This window comes from Bradyrhizobium altum, assembly GCF_020889705.1.
Taxonomy (GTDB): domain Bacteria; phylum Pseudomonadota; class Alphaproteobacteria; order Rhizobiales; family Xanthobacteraceae; genus Bradyrhizobium; species Bradyrhizobium altum.
The window spans coordinates 1-18911 of sequence record NZ_JACMYP010000019.1; the positions used below are offsets into that span (position 1 = coordinate 1).

The 18911-nt window shown below is 65.1% G+C and carries 25 protein-coding genes and 1 pseudogene; 17 read left to right on the forward strand and 9 right to left on the reverse strand.

Features of this window, described 5'->3' with window-relative positions; all coding sequences use genetic code 11:
- The 7 genes from H8B02_RS08065 to H8B02_RS08095 all read left to right on the forward strand — a co-directional run.
- Positions 1-953: 2-oxo acid dehydrogenase subunit E2 (locus H8B02_RS08065; RefSeq protein WP_229165720.1), on the forward strand; the 953-nt coding region annotated here is incomplete at its 5' end.
- A gap of 12 nt (positions 954-965) precedes the next feature.
- Positions 966-1142 (forward strand): hypothetical protein, encoded by a 177-nt coding sequence (locus H8B02_RS08070; RefSeq protein WP_171947596.1) that lies wholly within the window; start codon positions 966-968, stop codon positions 1140-1142.
- Positions 1143-1385 carry a hypothetical protein gene (locus H8B02_RS08075; protein ID WP_229165721.1) on the forward strand — a complete coding sequence of 81 codons (243 nt, stop codon included), beginning with the start codon at positions 1143-1145 and terminating at the stop codon, positions 1383-1385.
- Between the two features lie 17 nt (positions 1386-1402).
- Positions 1403-2824 (forward strand): dihydrolipoyl dehydrogenase, encoded by a 1422-nt coding sequence (lpdA, locus tag H8B02_RS08080; RefSeq protein WP_229165722.1) that lies wholly within the window; start codon positions 1403-1405, stop codon positions 2822-2824.
- Positions 2825-2988: 164 nt separating this feature from the next.
- Positions 2989-4230, forward strand: coding sequence for a threonine synthase (locus H8B02_RS08085; RefSeq protein WP_229165723.1), 1242 nt, complete (start codon positions 2989-2991; stop codon positions 4228-4230).
- Between the two features lie 78 nt (positions 4231-4308).
- Complete coding sequence (locus H8B02_RS08090; protein WP_229165724.1) at positions 4309-5277, forward strand: tripartite tricarboxylate transporter substrate binding protein BugD; 969 nt, start codon at positions 4309-4311, stop codon at positions 5275-5277.
- A gap of 69 nt (positions 5278-5346) precedes the next feature.
- Positions 5347-5844, forward strand: a complete 498-nt coding sequence (locus H8B02_RS08095; RefSeq protein WP_229165725.1) for a hypothetical protein — start codon at positions 5347-5349, stop codon at positions 5842-5844.
- Positions 5845-5886: 42 nt separating this feature from the next.
- Here the strand turns inward: H8B02_RS08095 and H8B02_RS08100 are convergent, their stop codons facing one another.
- Positions 5887-8097 (reverse strand): lytic transglycosylase domain-containing protein, encoded by a 2211-nt coding sequence (locus H8B02_RS08100; protein WP_229165726.1) that lies wholly within the window; start codon positions 8095-8097, stop codon positions 5887-5889.
- Between the two features lie 293 nt (positions 8098-8390).
- On the opposite strand from H8B02_RS08100, the gene H8B02_RS08105 reads away from it, so the two are divergent.
- Positions 8391-9239 (forward strand): SMP-30/gluconolactonase/LRE family protein, encoded by an 849-nt coding sequence (locus H8B02_RS08105; RefSeq protein WP_229165727.1) that lies wholly within the window; start codon positions 8391-8393, stop codon positions 9237-9239.
- Here the strand turns inward: H8B02_RS08105 and H8B02_RS08110 are convergent.
- Positions 9236-9406, reverse strand: coding sequence for a hypothetical protein (locus H8B02_RS08110; protein ID WP_229165728.1), 171 nt, complete (start codon positions 9404-9406; stop codon positions 9236-9238). The genes H8B02_RS08105 and H8B02_RS08110 overlap by 4 nt on opposite strands.
- A 116-nt stretch (positions 9407-9522) precedes the next feature.
- Between H8B02_RS08110 and H8B02_RS08115 the strand changes: the two genes are divergently transcribed.
- Positions 9523-9660, forward strand: a complete 138-nt coding sequence (locus tag H8B02_RS08115; RefSeq protein ID WP_229165729.1) for a hypothetical protein — start codon at positions 9523-9525, stop codon at positions 9658-9660.
- Between the two features lie 56 nt (positions 9661-9716).
- On the opposite strand, the gene H8B02_RS08120 is transcribed toward H8B02_RS08115, so the two are convergent.
- Genes H8B02_RS08120 through dctP form a run of 3 tightly spaced genes read right to left on the reverse strand, consistent with a single transcriptional unit; the run spans position 9717 to position 12645 of the window.
- On the reverse strand, positions 9717-11075 hold the full coding sequence (locus H8B02_RS08120) for a TRAP transporter large permease (RefSeq protein ID WP_229165730.1): 1359 nt from the start codon (positions 11073-11075) through the stop codon (positions 9717-9719).
- Positions 11072-11626 (reverse strand): TRAP transporter small permease, encoded by a 555-nt coding sequence (locus H8B02_RS08125; RefSeq protein ID WP_229165731.1) that lies wholly within the window; start codon positions 11624-11626, stop codon positions 11072-11074. The genes H8B02_RS08120 and H8B02_RS08125 overlap by 4 nt, the downstream gene beginning before the upstream one ends.
- Positions 11623-12645, reverse strand: a complete 1023-nt coding sequence (dctP, locus tag H8B02_RS08130; protein WP_229165732.1) for a TRAP transporter substrate-binding protein DctP — start codon at positions 12643-12645, stop codon at positions 11623-11625. Before dctP ends, H8B02_RS08125 begins: the two co-directional genes overlap by 4 nt.
- 329 nt (positions 12646-12974) lie before the next feature.
- On the opposite strand from dctP, the gene H8B02_RS08135 reads away from it, so the two are divergent.
- Positions 12975-13208: a pentapeptide MXKDX repeat protein gene (locus H8B02_RS08135; protein ID WP_092114537.1), complete on the forward strand. Its 234-nt coding sequence runs from the start codon at positions 12975-12977 to the stop codon at positions 13206-13208.
- Positions 13209-13264: 56 nt separating this feature from the next.
- Here the strand turns inward: H8B02_RS08135 and H8B02_RS08140 are convergent, their stop codons facing one another.
- Entirely contained in the window at positions 13265-13621 is a 357-nt protein-coding gene (locus H8B02_RS08140; protein ID WP_229165733.1) for a DUF6481 family protein, read from the reverse strand.
- A 205-nt stretch (positions 13622-13826) separates the two neighbouring features.
- Complete coding sequence (locus tag H8B02_RS08145) at positions 13827-14048, reverse strand: hypothetical protein (protein ID WP_229165734.1); 222 nt, start codon at positions 14046-14048, stop codon at positions 13827-13829.
- Between the two features lie 186 nt (positions 14049-14234).
- Here H8B02_RS08145 and H8B02_RS08150 point away from each other — a divergent pair, with 186 nt between their 5' ends.
- Both H8B02_RS08150 and H8B02_RS08155 read left to right on the forward strand, forming a co-directional pair.
- On the forward strand, positions 14235-14411 hold the full coding sequence (locus H8B02_RS08150) for a hypothetical protein (protein ID WP_171947595.1): 177 nt from the start codon (positions 14235-14237) through the stop codon (positions 14409-14411).
- A 139-nt stretch (positions 14412-14550) separates the two neighbouring features.
- Positions 14551-14856: a hypothetical protein gene (locus H8B02_RS08155; protein WP_229165735.1), complete on the forward strand. Its 306-nt coding sequence runs from the start codon at positions 14551-14553 to the stop codon at positions 14854-14856.
- A gap of 97 nt (positions 14857-14953) precedes the next feature.
- Here the strand turns inward: H8B02_RS08155 and H8B02_RS08160 are convergent, their stop codons facing one another.
- A complete protein-coding gene (locus H8B02_RS08160) occupies positions 14954-15130 on the reverse strand; it encodes a hypothetical protein (protein WP_229165736.1) in 177 nt (58 codons plus the stop codon).
- Between the two features lie 220 nt (positions 15131-15350).
- Here H8B02_RS08160 and H8B02_RS08165 point away from each other — a divergent pair, with 220 nt between their 5' ends.
- The 3 genes and pseudogenes from H8B02_RS08165 to H8B02_RS08175 all read left to right on the forward strand — a co-directional run bounded on the left by H8B02_RS08165 (position 15351) and on the right by H8B02_RS08175 (position 17304).
- Entirely contained in the window at positions 15351-15566 is a 216-nt protein-coding gene (locus H8B02_RS08165) for a hypothetical protein (RefSeq protein ID WP_050402491.1), read from the forward strand.
- Positions 15567-15740: 174 nt separating this feature from the next.
- Positions 15741-16657: pseudogene (locus tag H8B02_RS08170) on the forward strand (2-dehydro-3-deoxygalactonokinase).
- An 11-nt stretch (positions 16658-16668) separates the two neighbouring features.
- Entirely contained in the window at positions 16669-17304 is a 636-nt protein-coding gene (locus tag H8B02_RS08175; protein WP_229165737.1) for a 2-dehydro-3-deoxy-6-phosphogalactonate aldolase, read from the forward strand.
- A gap of 27 nt (positions 17305-17331) precedes the next feature.
- Here the strand turns inward: H8B02_RS08175 and H8B02_RS08180 are convergent, their stop codons facing one another.
- On the reverse strand, positions 17332-17637 hold the full coding sequence (locus tag H8B02_RS08180) for a hypothetical protein (RefSeq protein ID WP_092114532.1): 306 nt from the start codon (positions 17635-17637) through the stop codon (positions 17332-17334).
- Positions 17638-17896: 259 nt separating this feature from the next.
- Here H8B02_RS08180 and H8B02_RS08185 point away from each other — a divergent pair, with 259 nt between their 5' ends.
- Together H8B02_RS08185 and H8B02_RS48455 are read left to right on the forward strand one after the other, a co-directional pair.
- Positions 17897-18310, forward strand: coding sequence for an SRPBCC family protein (locus H8B02_RS08185; protein ID WP_229165738.1), 414 nt, complete (start codon positions 17897-17899; stop codon positions 18308-18310).
- 96 nt (positions 18311-18406) lie between these two features.
- On the forward strand, positions 18407-18781 hold the full coding sequence (locus H8B02_RS48455) for a YdeI/OmpD-associated family protein (protein WP_229165739.1): 375 nt from the start codon (positions 18407-18409) through the stop codon (positions 18779-18781).
- Positions 18782-18911 lie beyond the last annotated feature (130 nt).

Sequence of the window (18911 nt, forward strand, 5' to 3'; positions counted from 1 at the left end):
CGGCCGCGCAGGCCAATGGCCACGCCCGCGTGTTCTCCTCGCCGCTGGCACGGCGCCTCGCGAAGGAAGCCGGCATCGATCTTGGCCGCATCACTGGCACCGGTCCGCACGGCCGCGTCATCGCGCGCGACGTCGACGACGCCAAGTCCGGCAAGGGCCTGAAGGCGCCGGCGGCTGCGCCGGCCGCCACAGGTCCCAGCATCGCACCGTCGATGTCCGACAAGCAGATCCTGGCGCTGTTCGAGCCGGGCTCCTACGAGGTCGTGCCGCATGACGGCATGCGCCGCACCATCGCACAGCGTCTCACCGCCTCGGTGCAGAACGTGCCGCACTTCTACCTCACGATCGACTGCGACATCGGCAAGCTGCTCGCCGCGCGCGAGGAGATCAACGCCGCTGCGCCGAAGGACAAGGAGAAGAAGCCGCTCTACAAGATCTCGGTCAACGACTTCGTCATCAAGGCGATGGCGGTCGCGCTGCAGAAGATCCCGAACTGCAACGTCAGCTGGACCGAGGGCGGCATGCTCAAGCACAAGCATTCCGACGTCGGCGTCGCGGTGGCGATGCCGGGCGGCCTGATCACGCCGATCATCCGCAAGGCCGAGACCAAGACGCTCTCGACCATCTCCAACGAGATGAAGGATTTCGCTGCGCGCGCGCGCGCCCGCAAGCTGAAGCCGGAAGAATATCAGGGTGGCACCACCGCGGTGTCCAACCTCGGCATGTACGGCATCAACCACTTCACCGCCGTGATCAACCCGCCGCACGCCTCGATCCTCGCGGTCGGCACTTCGGAGGAGCGTCCGGTGGTGCGCGGCGGCAAGATCGAGATCGCGCACATGATGAGCGTGACCTTGTCGTGCGATCACCGCGCGATCGACGGTGCGCTCGGCGCCGAGCTGATCGGCGCCTTCAAGCAGCTGATCGAGAATCCCGTGATGATGATGGTGTGACGGGCATCCGCCATGTACGCGATCTATGGTCCGTACGTCCTGCTCGCCGCCATCGCCGTCGCGTTGCTCTTCGCTGTCAACCGCGACCTGATATCGACGATCCAGTTCAGGATCATGATGATCGGCGCCGCTGTGCTGGCGCTGGCGTGGACCGTGTTCCTCGGTGCGGTATGGCAGGAGTACGGATAAATGGCCGGCACGGCTCGCACGCGCTGGCCCTGGATCTCGCTATTGCTGTCGGCCGCACTGGTGCTCAATCCGGTCGGACTGGATTTTCTGCACTCCGCGTTCTTCGCCGGCGAACAGCTGGCGCGGAACATCGCTCAGCCGATCGTGCTGACGGCCTTGGCCATCATGGCCGTGGCGATCGGGCTCGAATGGCTGGTCAGGTCATTGATCGCAAGAAGCCGCGCGCGCGGCGTTACACGTTGAGTTGAACGGGAGCCGCCATGGCCGATACATCCTTTGACGTCATCATCATCGGCTCCGGCCCCGGCGGCTACGTGACCGCGATCCGGGCCGCGCAGCTCGGCTTCAAGACCGCGATCGTGGAGAAATCCTATCTCGGCGGCATCTGCCTGAACTGGGGCTGCATCCCGACCAAAGCGCTGCTGCGCTCCGCCGAGATCTATCACTACATGCAGCACGCCAAGGATTACGGGTTGTCGGCCGACAACGTCTCGTTCGACCCGAAGGCGGTGGTGCAGCGCTCGCGCGGGGTCTCGAAGCGCCTCAACGACGGCGTCGGCTTCCTGATGAAGAAGAACAAGGTCACGGTGATCTGGGGCGATGCCACGATCGACGCGCCCGGCAAGATCACGGTGAAGAAGTCGGCGGTCGAGGCGCCGAAGGGTGCAAGCGGCGATGGCACCTATCAGGCCAAGCACATCATCGTCGCGACCGGCGCGCGGCCGCGCGTGCTGCCCGGGCTCGAGCCCGACAAGAAGCTGATCTGGACCTATTTCGAGGCGATGGTGCCGGAGCGGATGCCGAAGTCGCTGCTGGTGGTCGGCTCCGGCGCGATCGGCATCGAATTCGCCTCGTTCTTCCACACCATGGGCTCTGACGTCACCGTGGTCGAGGTGCTGCCGCAGATCTTGCCCGTCGAGGACGCCGAGATCGCGGGGCTGGCGCGCAAGCGGTTCGAGAAGATGGGCATCAAGATCATGTCCTCGACCAAGGTGACAAAGCTGGAGAAGAAGGCCGACAGCGTGGTCGCGACCATCGACGACGGCAAGGGCCAGCCGCAGACCAAAGAATTCGAGCGCGTGATCTCGGCGGTCGGCGTGGTCGGCAATATCGAGAATCTCGGGCTGGAGAAGCTCGGCGTCAAAACCGACCGCGGCTGCATCGTGATCGACGGTCTCGGCAAGACCAACGTCCCCGGCATCTACGCGATCGGCGACGTCGCGGGACCGCCGATGCTCGCGCACAAGGCCGAGCATGAGGGCGTGATCTGCATCGAGGCGATCAAGGGCCTGCATCCGCATCCGATCGACAAGCTGCTGATCCCGGGCTGCACCTACTGCAACCCGCAGGTCGCCTCGGTCGGCCTCACCGAGGCCATGGCCAAGGAAGGCGGCCGCGAGATCCGCGTCGGCCGCTTCCCGTTCGTCGGCAACGGCAAGGCGATCGCGCTCGGCGAGGACCAGGGCCTCGTCAAGGTGGTGTTCGACAAGAAGACCGGCCAGCTGCTCGGCGCGCACATGATCGGCGCCGAGGTCACCGAGCTGATCCAGGGCTATGTCGTGGCGATGAATCTGGAGACCACGGAGGAGGAATTGATGCACACCGTGTTCCCGCATCCGACCCTGTCGGAAATGATGAAGGAAGCGGTGCTCGACGCTTACGGGCGCGTGCTGAATATCTAGTCTCTGCTCCGTCATCCTGAGGTGCTCGCGCAGCGAGCCTCGAAGGATGCACGGCCCGGATCGAGCAGCGAGGCTCGTCGCCCTTCGAGACGCGCTTCGGGCTCCTCAGGGTGACGGGTCAGGCAGCAAAGCGAATTCGCAAAGAACAAGAAAGAGCGCATCTCGTGAAAGACAACGACAACCTCACCATCGAACGCCCGACCTTCGCGACCCATCTCGAATGCGCGATGGAGGGCGATCATTATGCAGCCGATCAGGTGCACAACCTCTCGAAGGCCGGCAAGCCGCTCTTGGTGCGCTACGATCTCGCCGGGGTGAAGAAGGCGCTGACCAAGGACGCGCTGGCCGAGCGCCCCGCCGACCTGTGGCGCTACCGCGAGCTGTTGCCGGTGCGCAAATGCAAGGACATCGTCAGTCTCGGCGAAGTCACGACGCCGCTGATCCGGTTGCCGAAGCTTTCAGCGAGGCTTGGCGGCGGCGAGATCATCGTCAAGGACGAGGGGCGGCTACCGACCGGCTCGTTCAAGGCGCGCGGCCTCGTCATGGCGGTGTCGATGGGCAAGGCGCTCGGCATCAAGCACATGGCGATGCCGACCAATGGCAATGCCGGCGCGGCGCTCGCGGCCTACGCGACCTCCAGTGGGATCAAGACCACGATCTTCTGCCCGGCGGATACGCCGGAGGTGAATGTCAGCGAGATCGAGCTGCAGGGCGCCACCGTCTATCGCGTCAACGGCTACATCGACGACTGCGGCAAGATCGTCGGTGAAGGCAAGGCCAAGGTCGGCTGGTTCGATACCTCGACCCTGAAGGAGCCGTACCGGATCGAGGGCAAGAAGACGATGGGTCTCGAGCTCGCCGAGCAACTCGGCTGGGACGTGCCCGATGTGATCTTCTATCCGACCGGTGGCGGCACCGGCCTGATCGGCATGTGGAAGGCGTTCGACGAGCTGGAGAAGATCGGTTTCATCGGTTCGAAGCGCCCGCGGATGGTCGCGGTGCAAGCTTCCGGCTGTGCGCCGATGGTGCGCGCCTATGAGGCCGGCACCGAGCATGCGACGCGCTGGGAGGACGCTCACACCATCGCCTCGGGCATCCGCGTGCCGCAGGCGGTCGGCGATTTTCTCATCTTGCGCGCGGTGCGCGAGAGCAAGGGATTTGCGATCGCGGTCGATGACGACAAGATCACCGCCGCCCTCAACGAGGTCGCGCGCGAGGAGGGACTGTTGCTGTGCCCCGAGGGGGCTGCGACCTATGCCGCCTACAAGCAGAGCCTTGCCGACGGCCGCGTCACCAAGGCAGACCGCGTGATGCTGTTCAATTGCGCCAGCGGCCTGAAATACCCGCTGCCGCCGGTGACCCGCGCGCTCGACAGGCACAAGCCGATCGACTTCTCGCAGTTCTGACGCCTCGTCCGAAGGGCCATCTTGTTGAAAGGTGGCCCTTCAAAAATGATACGACAAGGAAGATTGAGGGAGCGCGTGATGCGGAAGCTGGTTCTGGCCGTGTTGGCGATGTTGGCGTTCACGGGGATCGTTTCGGCGGAAACCTGGCCCGCGCATCCGATCACCATCGTCGTGCCGTTCGCCGCCGGCGGTCCGTCGGATGCGATGGCGCGCATCCTCGCCGAGCGTATGAAGCAGTCGCTCGGCGAGGTGGTTCTGATCGAGAACGTGACCGGAGCGGGCGGCTCGCTCGGTGTCGGCCGTGCGGTGCGCGCGGCGCCCGACGGCTACACCGTCTCGTTCGGTCATCTCGGCACTCATGTCGCGAACGGCGCGATCTACAAGCTTGGCTACGATCTCGTCGATGATCTCGAGCCGGTGGTGCTGCTGCCGAGCAATCCGATGATCATCGTCAGCAAGAACGCCGTGCCGGCGAAGTCGCTGAAGGAGCTGTTGGAGTGGCTGAAGTCGCGGCCGGCGCCGCCGACCGCGGGCACCGCCGGCGCCGGCAGCGGCAGCCACATCGCAGGGCTCTATTTCGAGAACGTCTCAGGCATCAAGCTGCAATACGTGCCCTATCGCGGCACCGGGCCGGCGCTGAACGACCTTGTCGCCGGCCAGATCGACATCATCGTCGACCAGACGTCGAACTCGATCAACCAGGTCCGCGCCGGCAACATCCGCGCCTATGCGGTCACCGATTCCAAGCGGGTCGCGAACGCGTCGGAGGTCCCGACGGTCGACGAGGCCGGCCTGCCGGGCTTCCACATGACGCTGTGGTCCGGCCTCTGGGTGCCGAAGGGCACGCCGAAGGAGATCGTGGACAAGCTCAACGTCGCGGCGATCCAGGCGATGAACGATCCCGCGGTGAAGAAGCAGCTTGAAAATCTCGGCTTGCAGATGCCGCCAAAGGACCAGCTCAAGCCGGACGCACTCGGCGCCTGGCAGAAGGCGGAGATTGCAAAATGGTGGCCGATGATCAAGGCCGCCAATGTGAAGGTGGATTGAAGCGCCTGCGCGGTCTCGCTGTCGATCCATCGGGAGGTCGGGTATCATGATGAAGGATTGGATACTCACGTGACCGTAGGGTTGTCGCTCCCGATGTCTTCAGCAATGCGTCGCCACGTTCAGCTTGTCTGCAAACTGACGAGCATTGGTGCCTACGGTCTTTCGCTAGCTATTTTTCACAATGTTCAGCCTATCGCGGCAAAGGCCTACAACGATCTTTGTCAAAGCCAAGGTATGACTTTTGGCGACGGCGAGCCCGTGAACATTCTCGTGGTCGCGATTATTGTCATCACGGTTCCGCTCCTCATCGCGCGGAGCAATGCAGTCGTCACGACGAACCTGACCTTGGCTCTGGGTACGGCCCTCGGTGCGGTTGGGCTGCGGTATACGGCCGGCGATACGCCGTATGAATGCTTCACCACGGGTGGAACCTACGAGGATCACACGTCCGGGCTCGAAGGGTTCGAATTTTGGTTTATTTTCGTTGTCGTCGTCTCGTGCATTTTGCTGCTGATTGACTGGACAGTTTGGGCTCTGAGAAGGCCATCGCAAAATGGTGGCCGATGATCAAGGCCGCCAATGTGAAGGTGGATTGACCAAGGATCGAGCTCACTGCGCCGGCGCTGCGTTGCTCTCCTGCGTCACGACGCGCTCGCCGCTCTTGGCCGCGATCGCCGTGGCTGCGTCCTCGAACCGCGCCTGATAGACCGCGAAATTCTCCATCACACGCTGGACATAGTTGCGCGTCTCCGAGATCGGAATCCGTTCCACCCAGTCGACCGGATCGACCTTGGGGTCACGCGGGTCGCCATAGGCCTTGATCCAGTCGCGGACGCGGCCGCGGCCGGCGTTGTAACCGGCAAAGGTCATGATGTGGCAGCCGCGATATTCCGCCAGCAGCGCACTCAATTCGGCCGCGCCCATCTGGGTGTTGTAGACCGGATCGGAGACCATCCGGCTCCAGTCATAGCTGACGCCGAAACGCTTGGCGGTGTCGCGGCCGGCCTCGGGCGTCACCTGCATCAGGCCGACGGCGTTGGCCGCCGACTTGTCGCGCTGATCGAACGCACTTTCGGTACGCGCGATCGAGTAGGTCATGCTGCGCCCGATATCGGGGGCGATCGGGGTGTGCTTGGGAATACCGATGACCGGGAAGGCGTAATGGTCGAACGCAAAGCCCCGCGCCAGTGCGATCTTGCCGATCTGCAGCATGGCGCGGGCATCGTTATGGCGGCCGGTGAGTTCGCCGAGCGCCTCGAGCATCCCGACATCTGCGCTTTCTTCGGCAAGGTCGGCGGCGAAATAGAGCACGGTGTCGGGCTCGCCGATCGCATACAGCATGTCGGCGGCACGCACGCGCTCGTCGGCCACCATGCTGCCGGCGCTGGCCGCCGGCGAGGGCGCGCGCAGCTCGATCCCGTCGCGGCCGAGCCGGGCCAGCGCGAGCTGACCATAATAGGCGGTCGGGTAGCGCGCCGCGGCCTGGTAGTCGGCCCGCATCGCCACGTTGTTGCCGAGCACCTCGGCGGCGCGACCGCGCCAATAGGCGGCGCGCGCCAGCACGGTCGGGTTGGTCTGGCCTTCGTCGATCCGCGCGAAATGCGCCGCCGCGGTCCTGGCATCGTCGAGATAGCGCAGCGCGATCCAGCCGCGCATGAAGTGCATGTCGGAGCGGTAATACGGATTGTCCGGCGCCGCCGCGGCGCTGATGACGTCATAGGCCGCCTGGTGCTCACCCTGGTCGAGCAGCTTGCGGGAGAGGTTGCGGCGCTCGCGCCACCACTGGTCGGTGTCCTGCTGCGCCATGGTCTCGGGCGCCGCCGCAATCGTCACGCGCGCCGCATCATCGACCCGGTTCTTCGCGAGCAGCCACTGGATGCGGCACAGCGTGTAGCCGAGGTCGCTGCGGGCGTCCGCCGGCACATCGTTGAGTGTGTCCTCCGCCTTGCTGGATTGCCCGCGGACCGCGCCGCAAGCCTTCACGATGGCCAGCTCGTCGCTGCCGAGGTGCTGCGCCGCGCGCCTGGCGCCGGCAAGATCCTTGGCGCCGATCCGCTTGTCCATGCGCGCGCGATGATCGTCGCGCGTCAGCATGTCCTTGAATGCGTCGTAGGCGTCGCTCTCGGTACGGTCCAACAATTCTTCCGAGCGCCAGGCCTCGCGCACCAGCCGCGCGGCGCCGTCGCGGTCGCCTTCGGCGAGCAGCGTGCGGGCGAGGGCGAACTTGCCCTTGGCGCTGATCGGCTGATCGAGCGTGAAGCCGTGCACCGTGGCCGGATCGCTGCGCTCCTGCCACATCCGCGCTTCAGCCCGTTTGCGCAACAGCGTGACGCTTGGCCAGTCCGGGTTGGCCGTGACGAATGCCGCATAGCGGCTGAACGGCGCATTCGACTCGGAATGGCGCAGCAGATACCACTCGACGAGCTTCCGCCCGACGGGATCGGTGATCTTTGCCTGGATATCGGTCGCGTCGTTGGTCTTGCCCCGGCGCGCCGCGGCGATCGCGTCCCTGACCGCGGCGAGATCGCCCGACAATTGCGGCCCGGCGGGCCTCTCGGGCTCGGGCGCCTTCGAGGTCTCGGTGGATTTGGACGGCGCGGATTTGGCCTTCGCTGATTTGCGCTTGTCGGCGCCATGCCTGGCATGGCGCCGCTTGCCGGCGGCGCTCTCGCGCGTCGCCTTGGCGCCGTGCGCCTTCCTGTCCCCGTGGCCGCTCTTGGCCTGGTGCTGATGATGCGGTTTGGCACCTGCCTCAAGCGGAAGCAGCGCGAGCACGGCCACCGTGGCGAGGCACGCCAGCGGACGTAGGCAACGGTTCATTCCTTGGCCCCCCTGAAACGATCAGGCACAAACGGAACGCGTCGTACGCGGCACATCCGCCGCAGATTACTACCACCCTCGATTCTCGAGTATTAACGCTGCCGCAACTCAACAGAGAAAACGCGGCAAAATATGGCATACAGCGTGTGGAACCCTGCGGGAACCGGGGTTTTGCGGGTCTTTTTTAGGGAGCCGAGGCTCCGATTTGACCGGTCCCAGCGGGGATATATCCTGGCCGAAACATATGGCGGGGCGCTTCTGATGTCAGATCTGTTCGTTCAGGCCGGCGCGTCATGACGGCTCGGCTCAGAACCATCCTGGATGGCGGGCGCTATTTCGAGGGCCCGCGCTGGCATCGCGGGCGGCTCTGGTTCGTCGACTGTATGGCGCGGACGCTGCTCAGCATCAGCCCGTCAGGCGAACGCCAGGAGCATGCGGCGGTGACCGACGACACGCCGTGCGGTCTTGGCGTGCTGCCTGACGGCGACATCGTCGTGCTGACGATGTTCAGGAAGCGGCTGCTGCGGTTTTCCGGCGGCGCGCTGTCCCTGTATGCCGATCTCTCCGCGGTCGCGACCGGTACGATAGACGACATGATCGTCGACGGGCAGGGCCGTGCTTACGTCGGCGATCTCGGCTTCAATCTGCCGCCGCCGGAGGGCCGCGGCGCCGTCGGCCGCATCATCCTGGTAATGCCCGACGGCAGCGCCCGCGTCGTCGCCGACGGCTTGCGCTTTCCCAACGGCATTGCCGTCTCCTCCGACCATCGCCGGCTCGTCGTCGCGGAGATGGATGGTGCCGGTCTCGCCGACTACGACATCGCGCCGGACGGCGGCCTGAGCCTTCGCGGGCGGTTCGGTCGCGTCAATGATCCCGACGGCATCTGCCTCGACGGCGACGGCGCAGTCTGGGTCGCGTCCTTCACCGAAGACGCGTTTGTCCGGATCGATCGCAATGGTGTCGAGCGTGCGCGCATCGCGGTCCCCGGCCGCCGCGCGCTCGCCTGTGCATTCGGCGGCACGGATCGCAGGTCGCTGTTCTGCCTGAGCGCGGAGACGTCCTATGAGGAGCTGCGGAAGGGCAAATCGGCGTCGCGGATCGACGTGATCGAGGTCGATACAGCGGGCGACGGCTATCCCTAGCCGGGGCGAGACTGTTTCTTCTTTTGCTTCTCTTTCTTCTTCAGGATCTCGGCCTGGCTCCTGAAGGCGCGGGCCAGGGAGCGCATCTGATCGGCGACGATTGCGTCCGCGGTCGCCGATGCGACCCGTTCCGCGGTCTGCGCCTGCTTGCGAATTGCCTTGGCCATTTTCATGAAGGAACCAATCGCGCTGCGTCGTCCTGGTTCCCGCGCCGGCGACGGCCTCTTGCGGCCTTGAGTTTTGTTCTTGTTTCGTTCATAGTGAGGCACTCCGGGAGAATGCCATGGACGCCGAGCGAGACCGCGAAATCATCAGGCTCTGGAATGAGCTCCGCCGGCTGCAGCGCGAGGGACGTCCGACGACGTTGATAGTCCGCCGGATCGAGCAGGCCCTGGCAGCGAGGGAGCAGGAGGCGGCCTGAAGCGCGACGGCGATCGGGGCGAACCGCCATCGCGCCTGTAGTTCCTTGTTTGCGCATCAGCGCCCGCCGTCCGGCCCCATCACCAGATTGGGCAGCCAGGTCGAGATCTCCGGGAAGAAGCATAGCATCAGCACGGCGAACATCATCAGCAGCACGAAGGGCAGCGTGCCCCAGATCACCTCGCTCAGCGGGATATCGGGCGCGACGTTGCGGATGACGAAGATGTTGAGGCCGACCGGCGGGTGGATCAGGCCCATCTCCATCACGATGGTCATGACGACGCCGAACCAGATGATGTCGAACTCGGCGGCGCGGAGCGGCGGCAGGATGATCGGCGCGGTCATCAGGATGATCGAGACCGGCGGCAGGAAGAAGCCGAGCACGATCACCATCACGAGGATCGCGAACAACAGCTCCCAGCGCGGCAGGTGCATCGCGACGATTGCTTCCGCCGCCGACTGCGAGATGTGCAAATAGCTCATCACGTAGGAATAGAGCAGCGACATGCCGATGATCAGCATCAGCATGGTCGATTCACGGATGGTAGACTTCAGGATCGGCGACAGGTCGCTCGGTTTCCACACGCTGTAGATCACGGCGATCAGCCCGAGCGCCAGCAGGCCGCCGAGGCCGGCGGTTTCCGACGGTGTCGCGTAGCCGCCATAGAGCGCGATCATCACGCCGGTTAGCAGCAGCACGAACGGAATCACGCGCGGCAGCGCGCTGAAGCGCTCGGCCATGGTGAACTCGTCGCGCTGCAGGATCGCGGCATCCTCGCCGGTCGCGTCATAGACGGCGCGGGCCATGGCGTATTCCTTGCGGAAGCGGAACACGGCGTAGACGCCGAACAACGACACCAGCAGCAGTCCGGGGCCGATGCCGGCCAGAAACAGCCGTCCGAGCGACTTCTCGGCCGCGACCGCGAACAGGATCATCGTGATCGAGGGCGGCAGCAGGATGCCGAGCGTGCCGCCGGCGGCGATGATCCCCGCGGCAAAGCCGCCGGAATAGCCGCGCTTGCGCATCTCAGGGATGCCGGCCGAACCGATCGCCGAGCAGGTCGCGGGCGAGGAACCGGCCATCGCCGCGAACAGGGCGCAGGCGAATACGTTGGCGACGCCGAGGCCGCCGGGCACGCGGTGCAGCCAGGCATGCAGCGCCGAGTAGAGATCCTGGCCGGCGCGGGATTTGCCGATCGCCGCGCCCTTCAGGATGAACAGCGGGATCGACAGCAGCGTGATCGAGGCCATCTCCTCGTAGACGTTCTGGGTCACCGTATCGAGCGAGGCCGCCGGCATGTAGATCGCCATGAACACGACGGCGACCGCACCGAGCGCGAATGCGATCGGCATGCCGGAGAACATCGCAAACAGGGTGGCAAGCCCGTAGGAGATGCCAATACCAAACACGGTCATCGGCGCGCGCCACCGGTCAGCGGAATGAGGATTTGCAGAAGGAGCTGCACGCAGAGCAGCGTCATGCCCAGCGCCATCAGCCCATAGGGGATGGCGAGCGGCGGCGACCACATCGAGTTGGACACCTGGCCGTCGACATAGGCCTCGTGCGCCAGGGTCCAGGACTTCCAGGCGAAGAAGGTGCAGAACGCGAAGCTCGCCACGTCGACCAGCCACAGCCTGATGCTGTTGGCGCGCGCCGAGAGCAGGCCGACGAACGCCTCGATGCTGACATGACCGCGCTGGCTCTGCACATAGGCCGACGACATGAAGGTGGCGCCGACTAGCAGGAATACGGCGGCCTCGTCCTGCCAGTAGTTCGGGCTGTGGAACAGGGCGCGGCCGAGCACGCTGTAGCTCAGGATCACGCAGGCCGCGATCAAGGCGAGCGCGGCGAACACCACGATGATGTTGTTGCAGACCGACAGCGCACGCCCGAGCAGCGCCACGGGTGTATGGCCCGTGGCGATGCTTGGGGTTTCGGCTTGATCCGCGGCCGGACCATGCATCATGCGGCGACGTCGCTTGCGAGCTTCAGCAGGTTGGCTGATGTCGCCGTCTTGGCACCGTAGTCCTTCCAGGCGGTGTCGCGCGCGATGTCGCGCCACTTGCCGACAATGGCGGCGTCGAGTGCGCTGACCTTGGCGCCGGCCTTCTCATAGACCTTGGTGACTTCGATATCGTCGTCCTGCGCCCCCTTGCGGCCGAACGCCTCGAGCTCGGCGCCGACGGCGAGGATGATGTCCTGCTGGTTCTTCGGCAGCTTGTCGAAGATCGCCTTCGACATCATCAACGGCTCCAGCATGAACCAGTAGGAGGCGCCGGCGCCCGAGGTCAGCGACTTCGCGACCTCCTCGAGGCGGAACGAGATCAGGCTGGTGGAGGAGGTGATGCCGGCATCGCAGGCGCCGGTCTGCATCGCGGCGTAGATCTCGTTGGACGGCACCGACAGCACGGCGGCGCCGGCGGTCTGCAGCACCATGTCCATCTCGCGCGAGCCGCCGCGCACCTTGAGGCCCTTGGCGTCTTCGGGCGCCACGATCGCCTTGGAGCGGCTGGCGACGCCGCCGGCCTGCCAGACCCAGGAGATCAGCAGAATGCCCTTGTCGGCGAGGAAGTCGCTCAGCGCCTTGCCGACCGGCTCCTTCTTCCAGCGCAGGCCCTGGTCGTAGGTCGTGACCAGGCCCGGCATCAGGCCGATATTGGTCTCCGGCAACTCGCCGCCGGCATAGGGCATCGGATAGAGGCTGAGATCGAGCGCGCCCTTGCGCATCGCCGAGAACTGCGCGTTGGTCTTGATCTGCGAGGAGTTCGGATAGATCTCGGGAGTGAGGTCGCCGCCCGAGCGCTTGGCGACCTCGGCCGCGAACATCCGGCACAGCCTGTCGCGGAAATCGCCCTTGTCGATGGTGCCGCCGGGGAACTGATGCGAGATCTTCAGTGTGGTCGCGGCATGCGCAGTCCCGACACCCATCCGCAGGACGGCGGGTGCGGCGAGGGCGGAAGCGAGGACGTGGCGGCGTGTGAGCATGGTTGTTCCCCTGAAGAGCTTCTTGAGTGGCTGTTAGACCGGCGCGGAGCTTTAGCCTAGCCGGTCTTCGCGTGAAACTTCTCTAGTCTGATAGTTCGAGGCGCCCTGTTAGTGCGGGCCGGCAGGCGGTCGCAAGGGTTGCCGTTGCTGCGGCGCACACTGCGCTGCCGCAGCGTCGCCGCCCGATCCTCGCGCGATGAGCGATGGGCGTACGCGCCGGTGTGCTTCAAGAATTTGTTATTGAAGGTAACAACCGGCGGCGCAAGTGCGTCGAGGAGAGAGCGGCAAGTCGTCGCGCTCACATTTGACCACACAAGGGATCACTCATCATGACCACCAAGACCCGCCTCGGCCTTTCCGCCGCGCTGCTCTCGTTCAGCCTCGCGCTCGCCCCCGCCGCCTTCGCTCAGGACAAGATGGGCAAGGACGACGCGATGAAGAAGGAAGGCACAATGTCCAAGGATGCCATGAAGAAGGACGATGGCATGATGAAGAAGGACGACGCCATGAAGAAGGACGGCGGCGCGATGATGAAGAAAGACGACGGCATGAAGAAGAACTGACCGCCGCCACCGCTCATCATTCGCAGGCCCGCCATCGTGGCGGGCCTGGTTACGCCTCAGCGCTTCTTCTTGCCGCGCTCCTTGCGCGCCGCGTAGCGCGCGTCGCGCTTGGCCTTCTGCTCGACCTCGAGCGCAGCCAGTCTTTCGGTTTCCTCTTCCTTCTCCCGCGCGATCCGGGCGGCCTCGGCTGCGGCGGCCTCTTCCTCGCGGCGCTTCCGCTCGGCCCTCTCGATTTCGCGGGCTTCCTTGGCCTTGGCGCGGCGCTCGGCGATCGCCGCGCGCTCGTCGGCCCGTGCCTTCACGGTCGGATCGTCGGCGCCCGGCTGGGTACGAAACTTGTTGAGGAGGTTTTGCCGCGCCTGCAGGGCCGCTTTCTGGCGGTCGGCAAAACCCGGTTCCTTGAAGCCACTCATAGAGGAAGCCTGCTGCTTTCTGTTCGTTGATGGATGAGGTTCGGTTCGGCGTTTCAATAAGTGAATGGCGGCGAAAAGGCCAGTGGCGAACGGGGGGCTGTGGAGCAAAGGAGATATGAGCGGACAGCAAATGGCCGACGGCGGTGTTTGCGCCCGGCTGGCGGCCGGCGTGGTGAGTGCTTGGTCACCGAACCTGCCGACAGGCCTAGCCGCGCTGAAACTGCTCGCGCCGGCCGTTGCCGAGCACCTTGGCGACTGTCTCGGCGGTCATCGCGCTCCGGTCCGAGGCGCGCTGCGCTTCCAGCCTGTCGCGCGCCTTTTCCGTGATCAGGAGGCTGATCAGCCGCAGTCTGGCGGTCTCGTCGACAGCTTCCGAGAGCAGCTGCCTGTAACGCTGATAATCGTAACTCGCTTCTTGTTCGCTCACCGGCACGCCCCGCACACGCGCTCCACTCAGCGAGCAGTTTTTCGCGAGTCGCGCCAGCCCGCAATGGAATTGCAGGGCCGATCGCTGCCGGCGCGCATTTCGTTGTGCGAGTGTTGCAGAATTGATCGCACGCAACCGTGCAAACGGTCATGATGCGGGCGATGGCAAAAGGGAACCGAAGCGGCCATGAGCGAATCCGAAGACGGAGGTAACCGCCGCGGGGCGCTGATCGGATTGCTCGTCGCGGTGGTCATGCTCGCGGTTGGTCTCTGGCTTGCGCATGACCTGACGGCGGCGAGCAAGATGCAGGACTGCCTGATGTCGGGCCGGACCAACTGTAATGTGATCGAGCCGGCGCGCTGATCCTGCCTTGCGGCAGTGCAATATCGCTCCCACATCACGCCCAAGATTCGGGCTGAACTGTTTGGTCCTGATTGTGATTCCGGTCACACGCGGGCAGGCGGGCTGCCTCGACTCCCAGAGATCGGCGGGAACCAAGGCCATGATGTCCAAGCTGTGGTCCGGAACGGGCGCGGCACTGGCTGCCGCAGCCGCGGCGGGTGCCGTTTTGGTAGCGTATCTATCCCTGACGCTGGCGTCGCCAGAACCGGTGTCGAGCGCGGCGCTCGGGCCGGCCTGGCAATGCAGCCGGGTGGCTTTCGTGCTGACCACCTGCACGCGGGCGGGCGAGGATGAACAAGAGGCCAGAGCTGAGCGCGAGGTGAAGGCCGAGCGTGAGGTCAAGACCGAGGGCGAGGTCAAGGCGATCCCGGTGCGGGCCAAGGACGATTGCCCGCCGGAACCCTAGATCTTTGTTTCTGACGCGTCGTCTTTAAGCGGATCGGTGCCCACTTCGCTCAAGCGCGCTCTGGCCGGCCGGGCTGCGGTCGCGGCCGTATTTCAAACTATTTCTTGGTGGCGCCACGCGGCTTGATGGAGAGGCCAAGGCGCATCGCCATCTTCTTGATACGGTCCGGCGAACGGCCGGTCGCCTTCACGACCTCCTCCAGCGACTTGGAGGAGCGCGCCAATTCCATCAGTCGTCGGTCCTCCTTGAACGACCACCGCGGCTTTCGGGCCATCTTGTTGGTATCCTTGTGCATTGCTGGGCAACAAAGCCGCCAGGCGGGGTCGCCTGACGGCCTTGCCGGTGTGGGCCCGGACCTTGGGGAAATGTCCGGTGGATAAGCAATACCGCTTCCGGATCAGGTCGCAATTGAAACCGAAATTTAACCTAACCTATCAAGGTTACTTGCAAGGATACTTGGAAGGATACTTGGATAGAGCGTGGCAGGAGGCCTTATGCGCAAGGTCGCCATTTTGAGTGCCGCAGCATTTTTACTGTCCGGTTGCTGGTCCGACCCGGAGGTCACGGGATCGACCAACAGCTGCGCGGCCAATCTTTATAGTCAGTACAATCCCAAGGTCATGGATCAGTGCGTCAACGCCTGCATCAAGTGTGACCATGGCAACGTCACGACCTGCACGACCTCCTGTACGCTGAAGGGCGCGCGGTAACCGATCCGCACGCACCGACGCGAACAGGGCCCGGCGGTCGCATGCGTGCGCGTTCGCGGGATCGCGTGGCTGCGCGATATCGGCGCGCCTTGCGCGGCGTCATGAACGCCGTTATCGCGTCTGTTCGGCGGCGCCATCGCCGAGCCGGAAACCAAGAGCGTGGAACAGAGCGCGATGAGCGGGCCTTCCTATGTCGCGGTCGATTGGGGCACCAGCAGCTTCCGGCTCTGGCTGATGAGCGCTGGCGGCGAGCTGTTCGGCGAACGGCGCAGCGACGAGGGCATGACGGCGGCCGCCAGGGCCGGCTTTGCGTCGGTGCTGCAATCGCATCTCGACGCGCTGGGCGCGGCGGCCAATCTGCCGGTCGTGATCTGCGGCATGGCCGGCGCGCGGCAGGGCTGGGTCGAGGCCGGCTATGTCGACACACCGGCGCATCTCTCCGATATCCTCAAAGGCGCCGTCGTGGTCAGGGGGCAGCCGTGCGATATCCGCATCCTGCCCGGGATTGCACAGCGCCATGCTGCGGCACCCGATGTGATGCGTGGCGAGGAAACCCAGTTGCTCGGCGCGCTCGGCCTGGATGCGCCGGGTGAGGCCCTCGTTTGCATGCCGGGAACCCATTCCAAATGGGTGCGCCTGCGCGGTGGAACGGTCGAGCGCTTTGCGACCTTCATGACCGGCGAGTTGTTCAGCGTGGTTGCGCGCGACACCATATTCTGTCGCATGCCGTCGCCGGTGCGGAAGAGGCCGTTGATGCCGATGCGTTCCGCTCGGCCGTCGCCGAGGCGTTCGCAAAGCCGGCGCTATCAGCCAATTTGCTGTTTCGGGTGCGATCGCGGCAGTTGCTGTTCGGCGGCAGCGCGCAGGCGGCCCGTGAGACGATCTCCGGCACGTTGATCGGTGCCGAGCTGGCGGCCGGCCTTGCCGAGCGGGAGCGAGCAACGCCGGTTACGCTGATTGCATCGGGCCGCCTGCAACGGCTCTATCGGATCGCGCTCGAAAGCCTTTCGATTCCGCTCAACGTGATGGATGCGGAGGAGGCGGTTCGCCGTGGCCTCGCCGGCGCCGCGGCGGCGATCTGGACCAATTGAGGGATCAACGCATGAGCATTCCGTTTCCTCCGATGAAGCGTCCGCTGGTCGCGATCCTGCGCGGTGTCAAGCCGGGCGAGGCTTTGGGCATCGTCAGCGCGCTGCTCGAGGCTGATATGACCGCGATCGAGATCCCGCTGAACTCCCCCGAGCCGTTCCGTTCGATAGAGATTGCGGCGAGGCGGGCGCCTGCTGATGTCCTGATCGGCGCCGGCACGGTGCTGACCGCGGGAGACGTCGATCGTCTCCATGACGCCGGCGGGCGCCTCATGGTGTCGCCGAACGTCGATGTCGATGTGCTGGCGCGCGCCCGGCACCATGCGATGATCACGATGCCCGGTGTGTTCTCGCCGACGGAAGCGCTGCTCGCCGCGCGCGCGGGCGCCTCGAGCCTGAAGTTCTTTCCGGCAAGCGTGCTCGGCGCTTCCGGCATCTCGGCGATCCGCGCCGTGCTGCCGCCGGATGTGATGCTCGCCGCCGTCGGCGGCGTCTCGGACCAGAATTTCGCGGAGTATGTGAAGGCGGGCATTCGCGCCTTCGGTCTCGGCAGCAGCCTCTACAAGCCGGGCATGACGGCCGCGGATGTTGCGGTCCGCGCAAAGGTGACAATCGAGGCGTATGACAGGGCCGTGCAGGGCGCGAGCTAGGCCCGGTCCGCAATTCCTGACCGCGGGCTAATCGTCGCGCTTTCCGCCGTCGATCACCCTGAACAGCGGGGCTGCCTCGCGAGGATTCTCGAGCAGCTCTTCGACCATGGCGATCGCGGCCGCGACGTATTTCCCGGTCGCGGCGTCCAGCGGCCGTTCGGCTTCGTCTGCCAGCGCGAGCTTGGCGCCTTCGAGCAGTTTGCGTGTGCGGATGGCGGACTCGTCGCCGGAGGTCAGGGCGGCGCGCGCGATCGATCGCAGCACGAACAGCTCGCCCTCCAGCCGCAGCAGGCGGTCGTTCAGCTTGCTCAGCACAGTATTCAGGTTCCGCATGTCGTCCTCTCCGGGCGTTGGACCCGTCTTCCATACACGGTCATTCCTGACGAAATTCTTGTGCAGGCCACACACCATTTGGTTTGTTGAACGGCGTCGCCGGCCACCTCATGTTCCCGGCGGCCCTGGCAGGCGCTGTCGTCCGCGGAGCGATTTGTGGATCACGGCGAATAGCCCTAGTAGAGTGTCCGCGGTCAGGCGCCCCGGCGCGGGCGCCGTGGGCGCATCCGCTTCATTTGGGAACGACGAAGGAACGCATATGAAGATTGCCGTCGAAACGACCGTTGCCGCGCCGATCGCAGATGTCTGGCGCGCCTACACCACGCCCGAAGACATCAAGCAGTGGAATGCGGCCTCCGACGATTGGCACACCACTGCTGCGATCGTGGACCTGCGCGCCGGTGGCGCATTCTCGTCGCGGATGGAAGCCAAGGACGGCAGCATGGGATTCGATTTCGCCGGCACTTACACCAAGGTCGAGGCACCCCGGCTGCTGGAATATGCGTTCGGCGACCGCACCGCGCAGGTTGCGTTCACGCCTGAGGCGGGCGGCGTCAAGCTGCAGGTCAGCTTCGACGGCGAGGATACCCATTCGGTCGAGCAGCAGCGCGGCGGCTGGCAGGCGATCCTGGATAATTTCAAGCGCTACGTCGAGGCAAAGCAGCGGTCCTGATCCGGCCACTGGAGGCGACGTGATCGATGCAGCAAGGGTCTGGCAGCTTGCGCTGCCAGCAAGATCGCGGGACGGACCTCCGGATCCGAGACGTCGGTGATCGTCGTCGACACGCCGCCCGGGCCGGGCCGCCTCCTGCAGGTCGACGTCCACGCCTCCGACCACTTCGTCGCCGAATGGCTGATAGCGGGGGCGGAGCGCCCGCGCAGCTCTGCGCGAGAGGAAGGCATGATGCTGAAACGACCGCGCGCGACCATGCCGGCGGGGATCCGTCGCGAACTCGACGCTGCCGGTCTGACGGAGGCGTTCAAGCAACGTCCACCGTATCAACGCAATGACTATCTGCACTGGATTGGCCGCAGCGTGCGGGCTGCCACCAAGCGCAAGCGGATCGACCAGATGCTGGAAGAATTGAAAGCCGGCGGGGTCTATATGGGAATGGCGCATCGGCCGAGCAAACGGGCGAGGTGATCGTTCTCTCGGCGCGGTCGCGATGGTCGTCAGGAGCAAATGCGATGCGTTGTGTCTTGGCACTTGGCCTACTGGTCATCCTTTGCGTGTCTGCGAGCGCCGCAACACGGCGTCACTCCCACGCACGCCA

What these genes read in the sequence shown, in the direction of transcription:
- H8B02_RS08180 (WP_092114532.1), bottom strand. Translation starts at nt 17,637, where the DNA reads ATGCGGAACCTGAATACTGTGCTGAGCAAGCTGAACGACCGCCTGCTG.
- H8B02_RS08140 (WP_229165733.1), bottom strand. Translation starts at nt 13,621, where the DNA reads ATGAGTGGCTTCAAGGAACCGGGTTTTGCCGACCGCCAGAAAGCGGCC.
- H8B02_RS08175 (WP_229165737.1), top strand. Translation starts at nt 16,669, where the DNA reads ATGAGCATTCCGTTTCCTCCGATGAAGCGTCCGCTGGTCGCGATCCTG.
- H8B02_RS08160 (WP_229165736.1), bottom strand. Translation starts at nt 15,130, where the DNA reads ATGGCCCGAAAGCCGCGGTGGTCGTTCAAGGAGGACCGACGACTGATG.
- H8B02_RS08120 (WP_229165730.1), bottom strand. Translation starts at nt 11,075, where the DNA reads ATGACCGTGTTTGGTATTGGCATCTCCTACGGGCTTGCCACCCTGTTT.
- lpdA (WP_229165722.1), top strand. Translation starts at nt 1,403, where the DNA reads ATGGCCGATACATCCTTTGACGTCATCATCATCGGCTCCGGCCCCGGC.
- H8B02_RS08185 (WP_229165738.1), top strand. Translation starts at nt 17,897, where the DNA reads ATGAAGATTGCCGTCGAAACGACCGTTGCCGCGCCGATCGCAGATGTC.
- H8B02_RS08110 (WP_229165728.1), bottom strand. Translation starts at nt 9,406, where the DNA reads ATGGCCAAGGCAATTCGCAAGCAGGCGCAGACCGCGGAACGGGTCGCA.
- dctP (WP_229165732.1), bottom strand. Translation starts at nt 12,645, where the DNA reads ATGCTCACACGCCGCCACGTCCTCGCTTCCGCCCTCGCCGCACCCGCC.
- H8B02_RS08165 (WP_050402491.1), top strand. Translation starts at nt 15,351, where the DNA reads ATGCGCAAGGTCGCCATTTTGAGTGCCGCAGCATTTTTACTGTCCGGT.
- H8B02_RS08070 (WP_171947596.1), top strand. Translation starts at nt 966, where the DNA reads ATGTACGCGATCTATGGTCCGTACGTCCTGCTCGCCGCCATCGCCGTC.
- H8B02_RS08075 (WP_229165721.1), top strand. Translation starts at nt 1,143, where the DNA reads ATGGCCGGCACGGCTCGCACGCGCTGGCCCTGGATCTCGCTATTGCTG.
- H8B02_RS08100 (WP_229165726.1), bottom strand. Translation starts at nt 8,097, where the DNA reads ATGAACCGTTGCCTACGTCCGCTGGCGTGCCTCGCCACGGTGGCCGTG.
- H8B02_RS08135 (WP_092114537.1), top strand. Translation starts at nt 12,975, where the DNA reads ATGACCACCAAGACCCGCCTCGGCCTTTCCGCCGCGCTGCTCTCGTTC.
- H8B02_RS08115 (WP_229165729.1), top strand. Translation starts at nt 9,523, where the DNA reads ATGGACGCCGAGCGAGACCGCGAAATCATCAGGCTCTGGAATGAGCTC.
- H8B02_RS08105 (WP_229165727.1), top strand. Translation starts at nt 8,391, where the DNA reads ATGACGGCTCGGCTCAGAACCATCCTGGATGGCGGGCGCTATTTCGAG.
- H8B02_RS08150 (WP_171947595.1), top strand. Translation starts at nt 14,235, where the DNA reads ATGAGCGAATCCGAAGACGGAGGTAACCGCCGCGGGGCGCTGATCGGA.
- H8B02_RS08090 (WP_229165724.1), top strand. Translation starts at nt 4,309, where the DNA reads ATGCGGAAGCTGGTTCTGGCCGTGTTGGCGATGTTGGCGTTCACGGGG.
- H8B02_RS08125 (WP_229165731.1), bottom strand. Translation starts at nt 11,626, where the DNA reads ATGATGCATGGTCCGGCCGCGGATCAAGCCGAAACCCCAAGCATCGCC.
- H8B02_RS08155 (WP_229165735.1), top strand. Translation starts at nt 14,551, where the DNA reads ATGATGTCCAAGCTGTGGTCCGGAACGGGCGCGGCACTGGCTGCCGCA.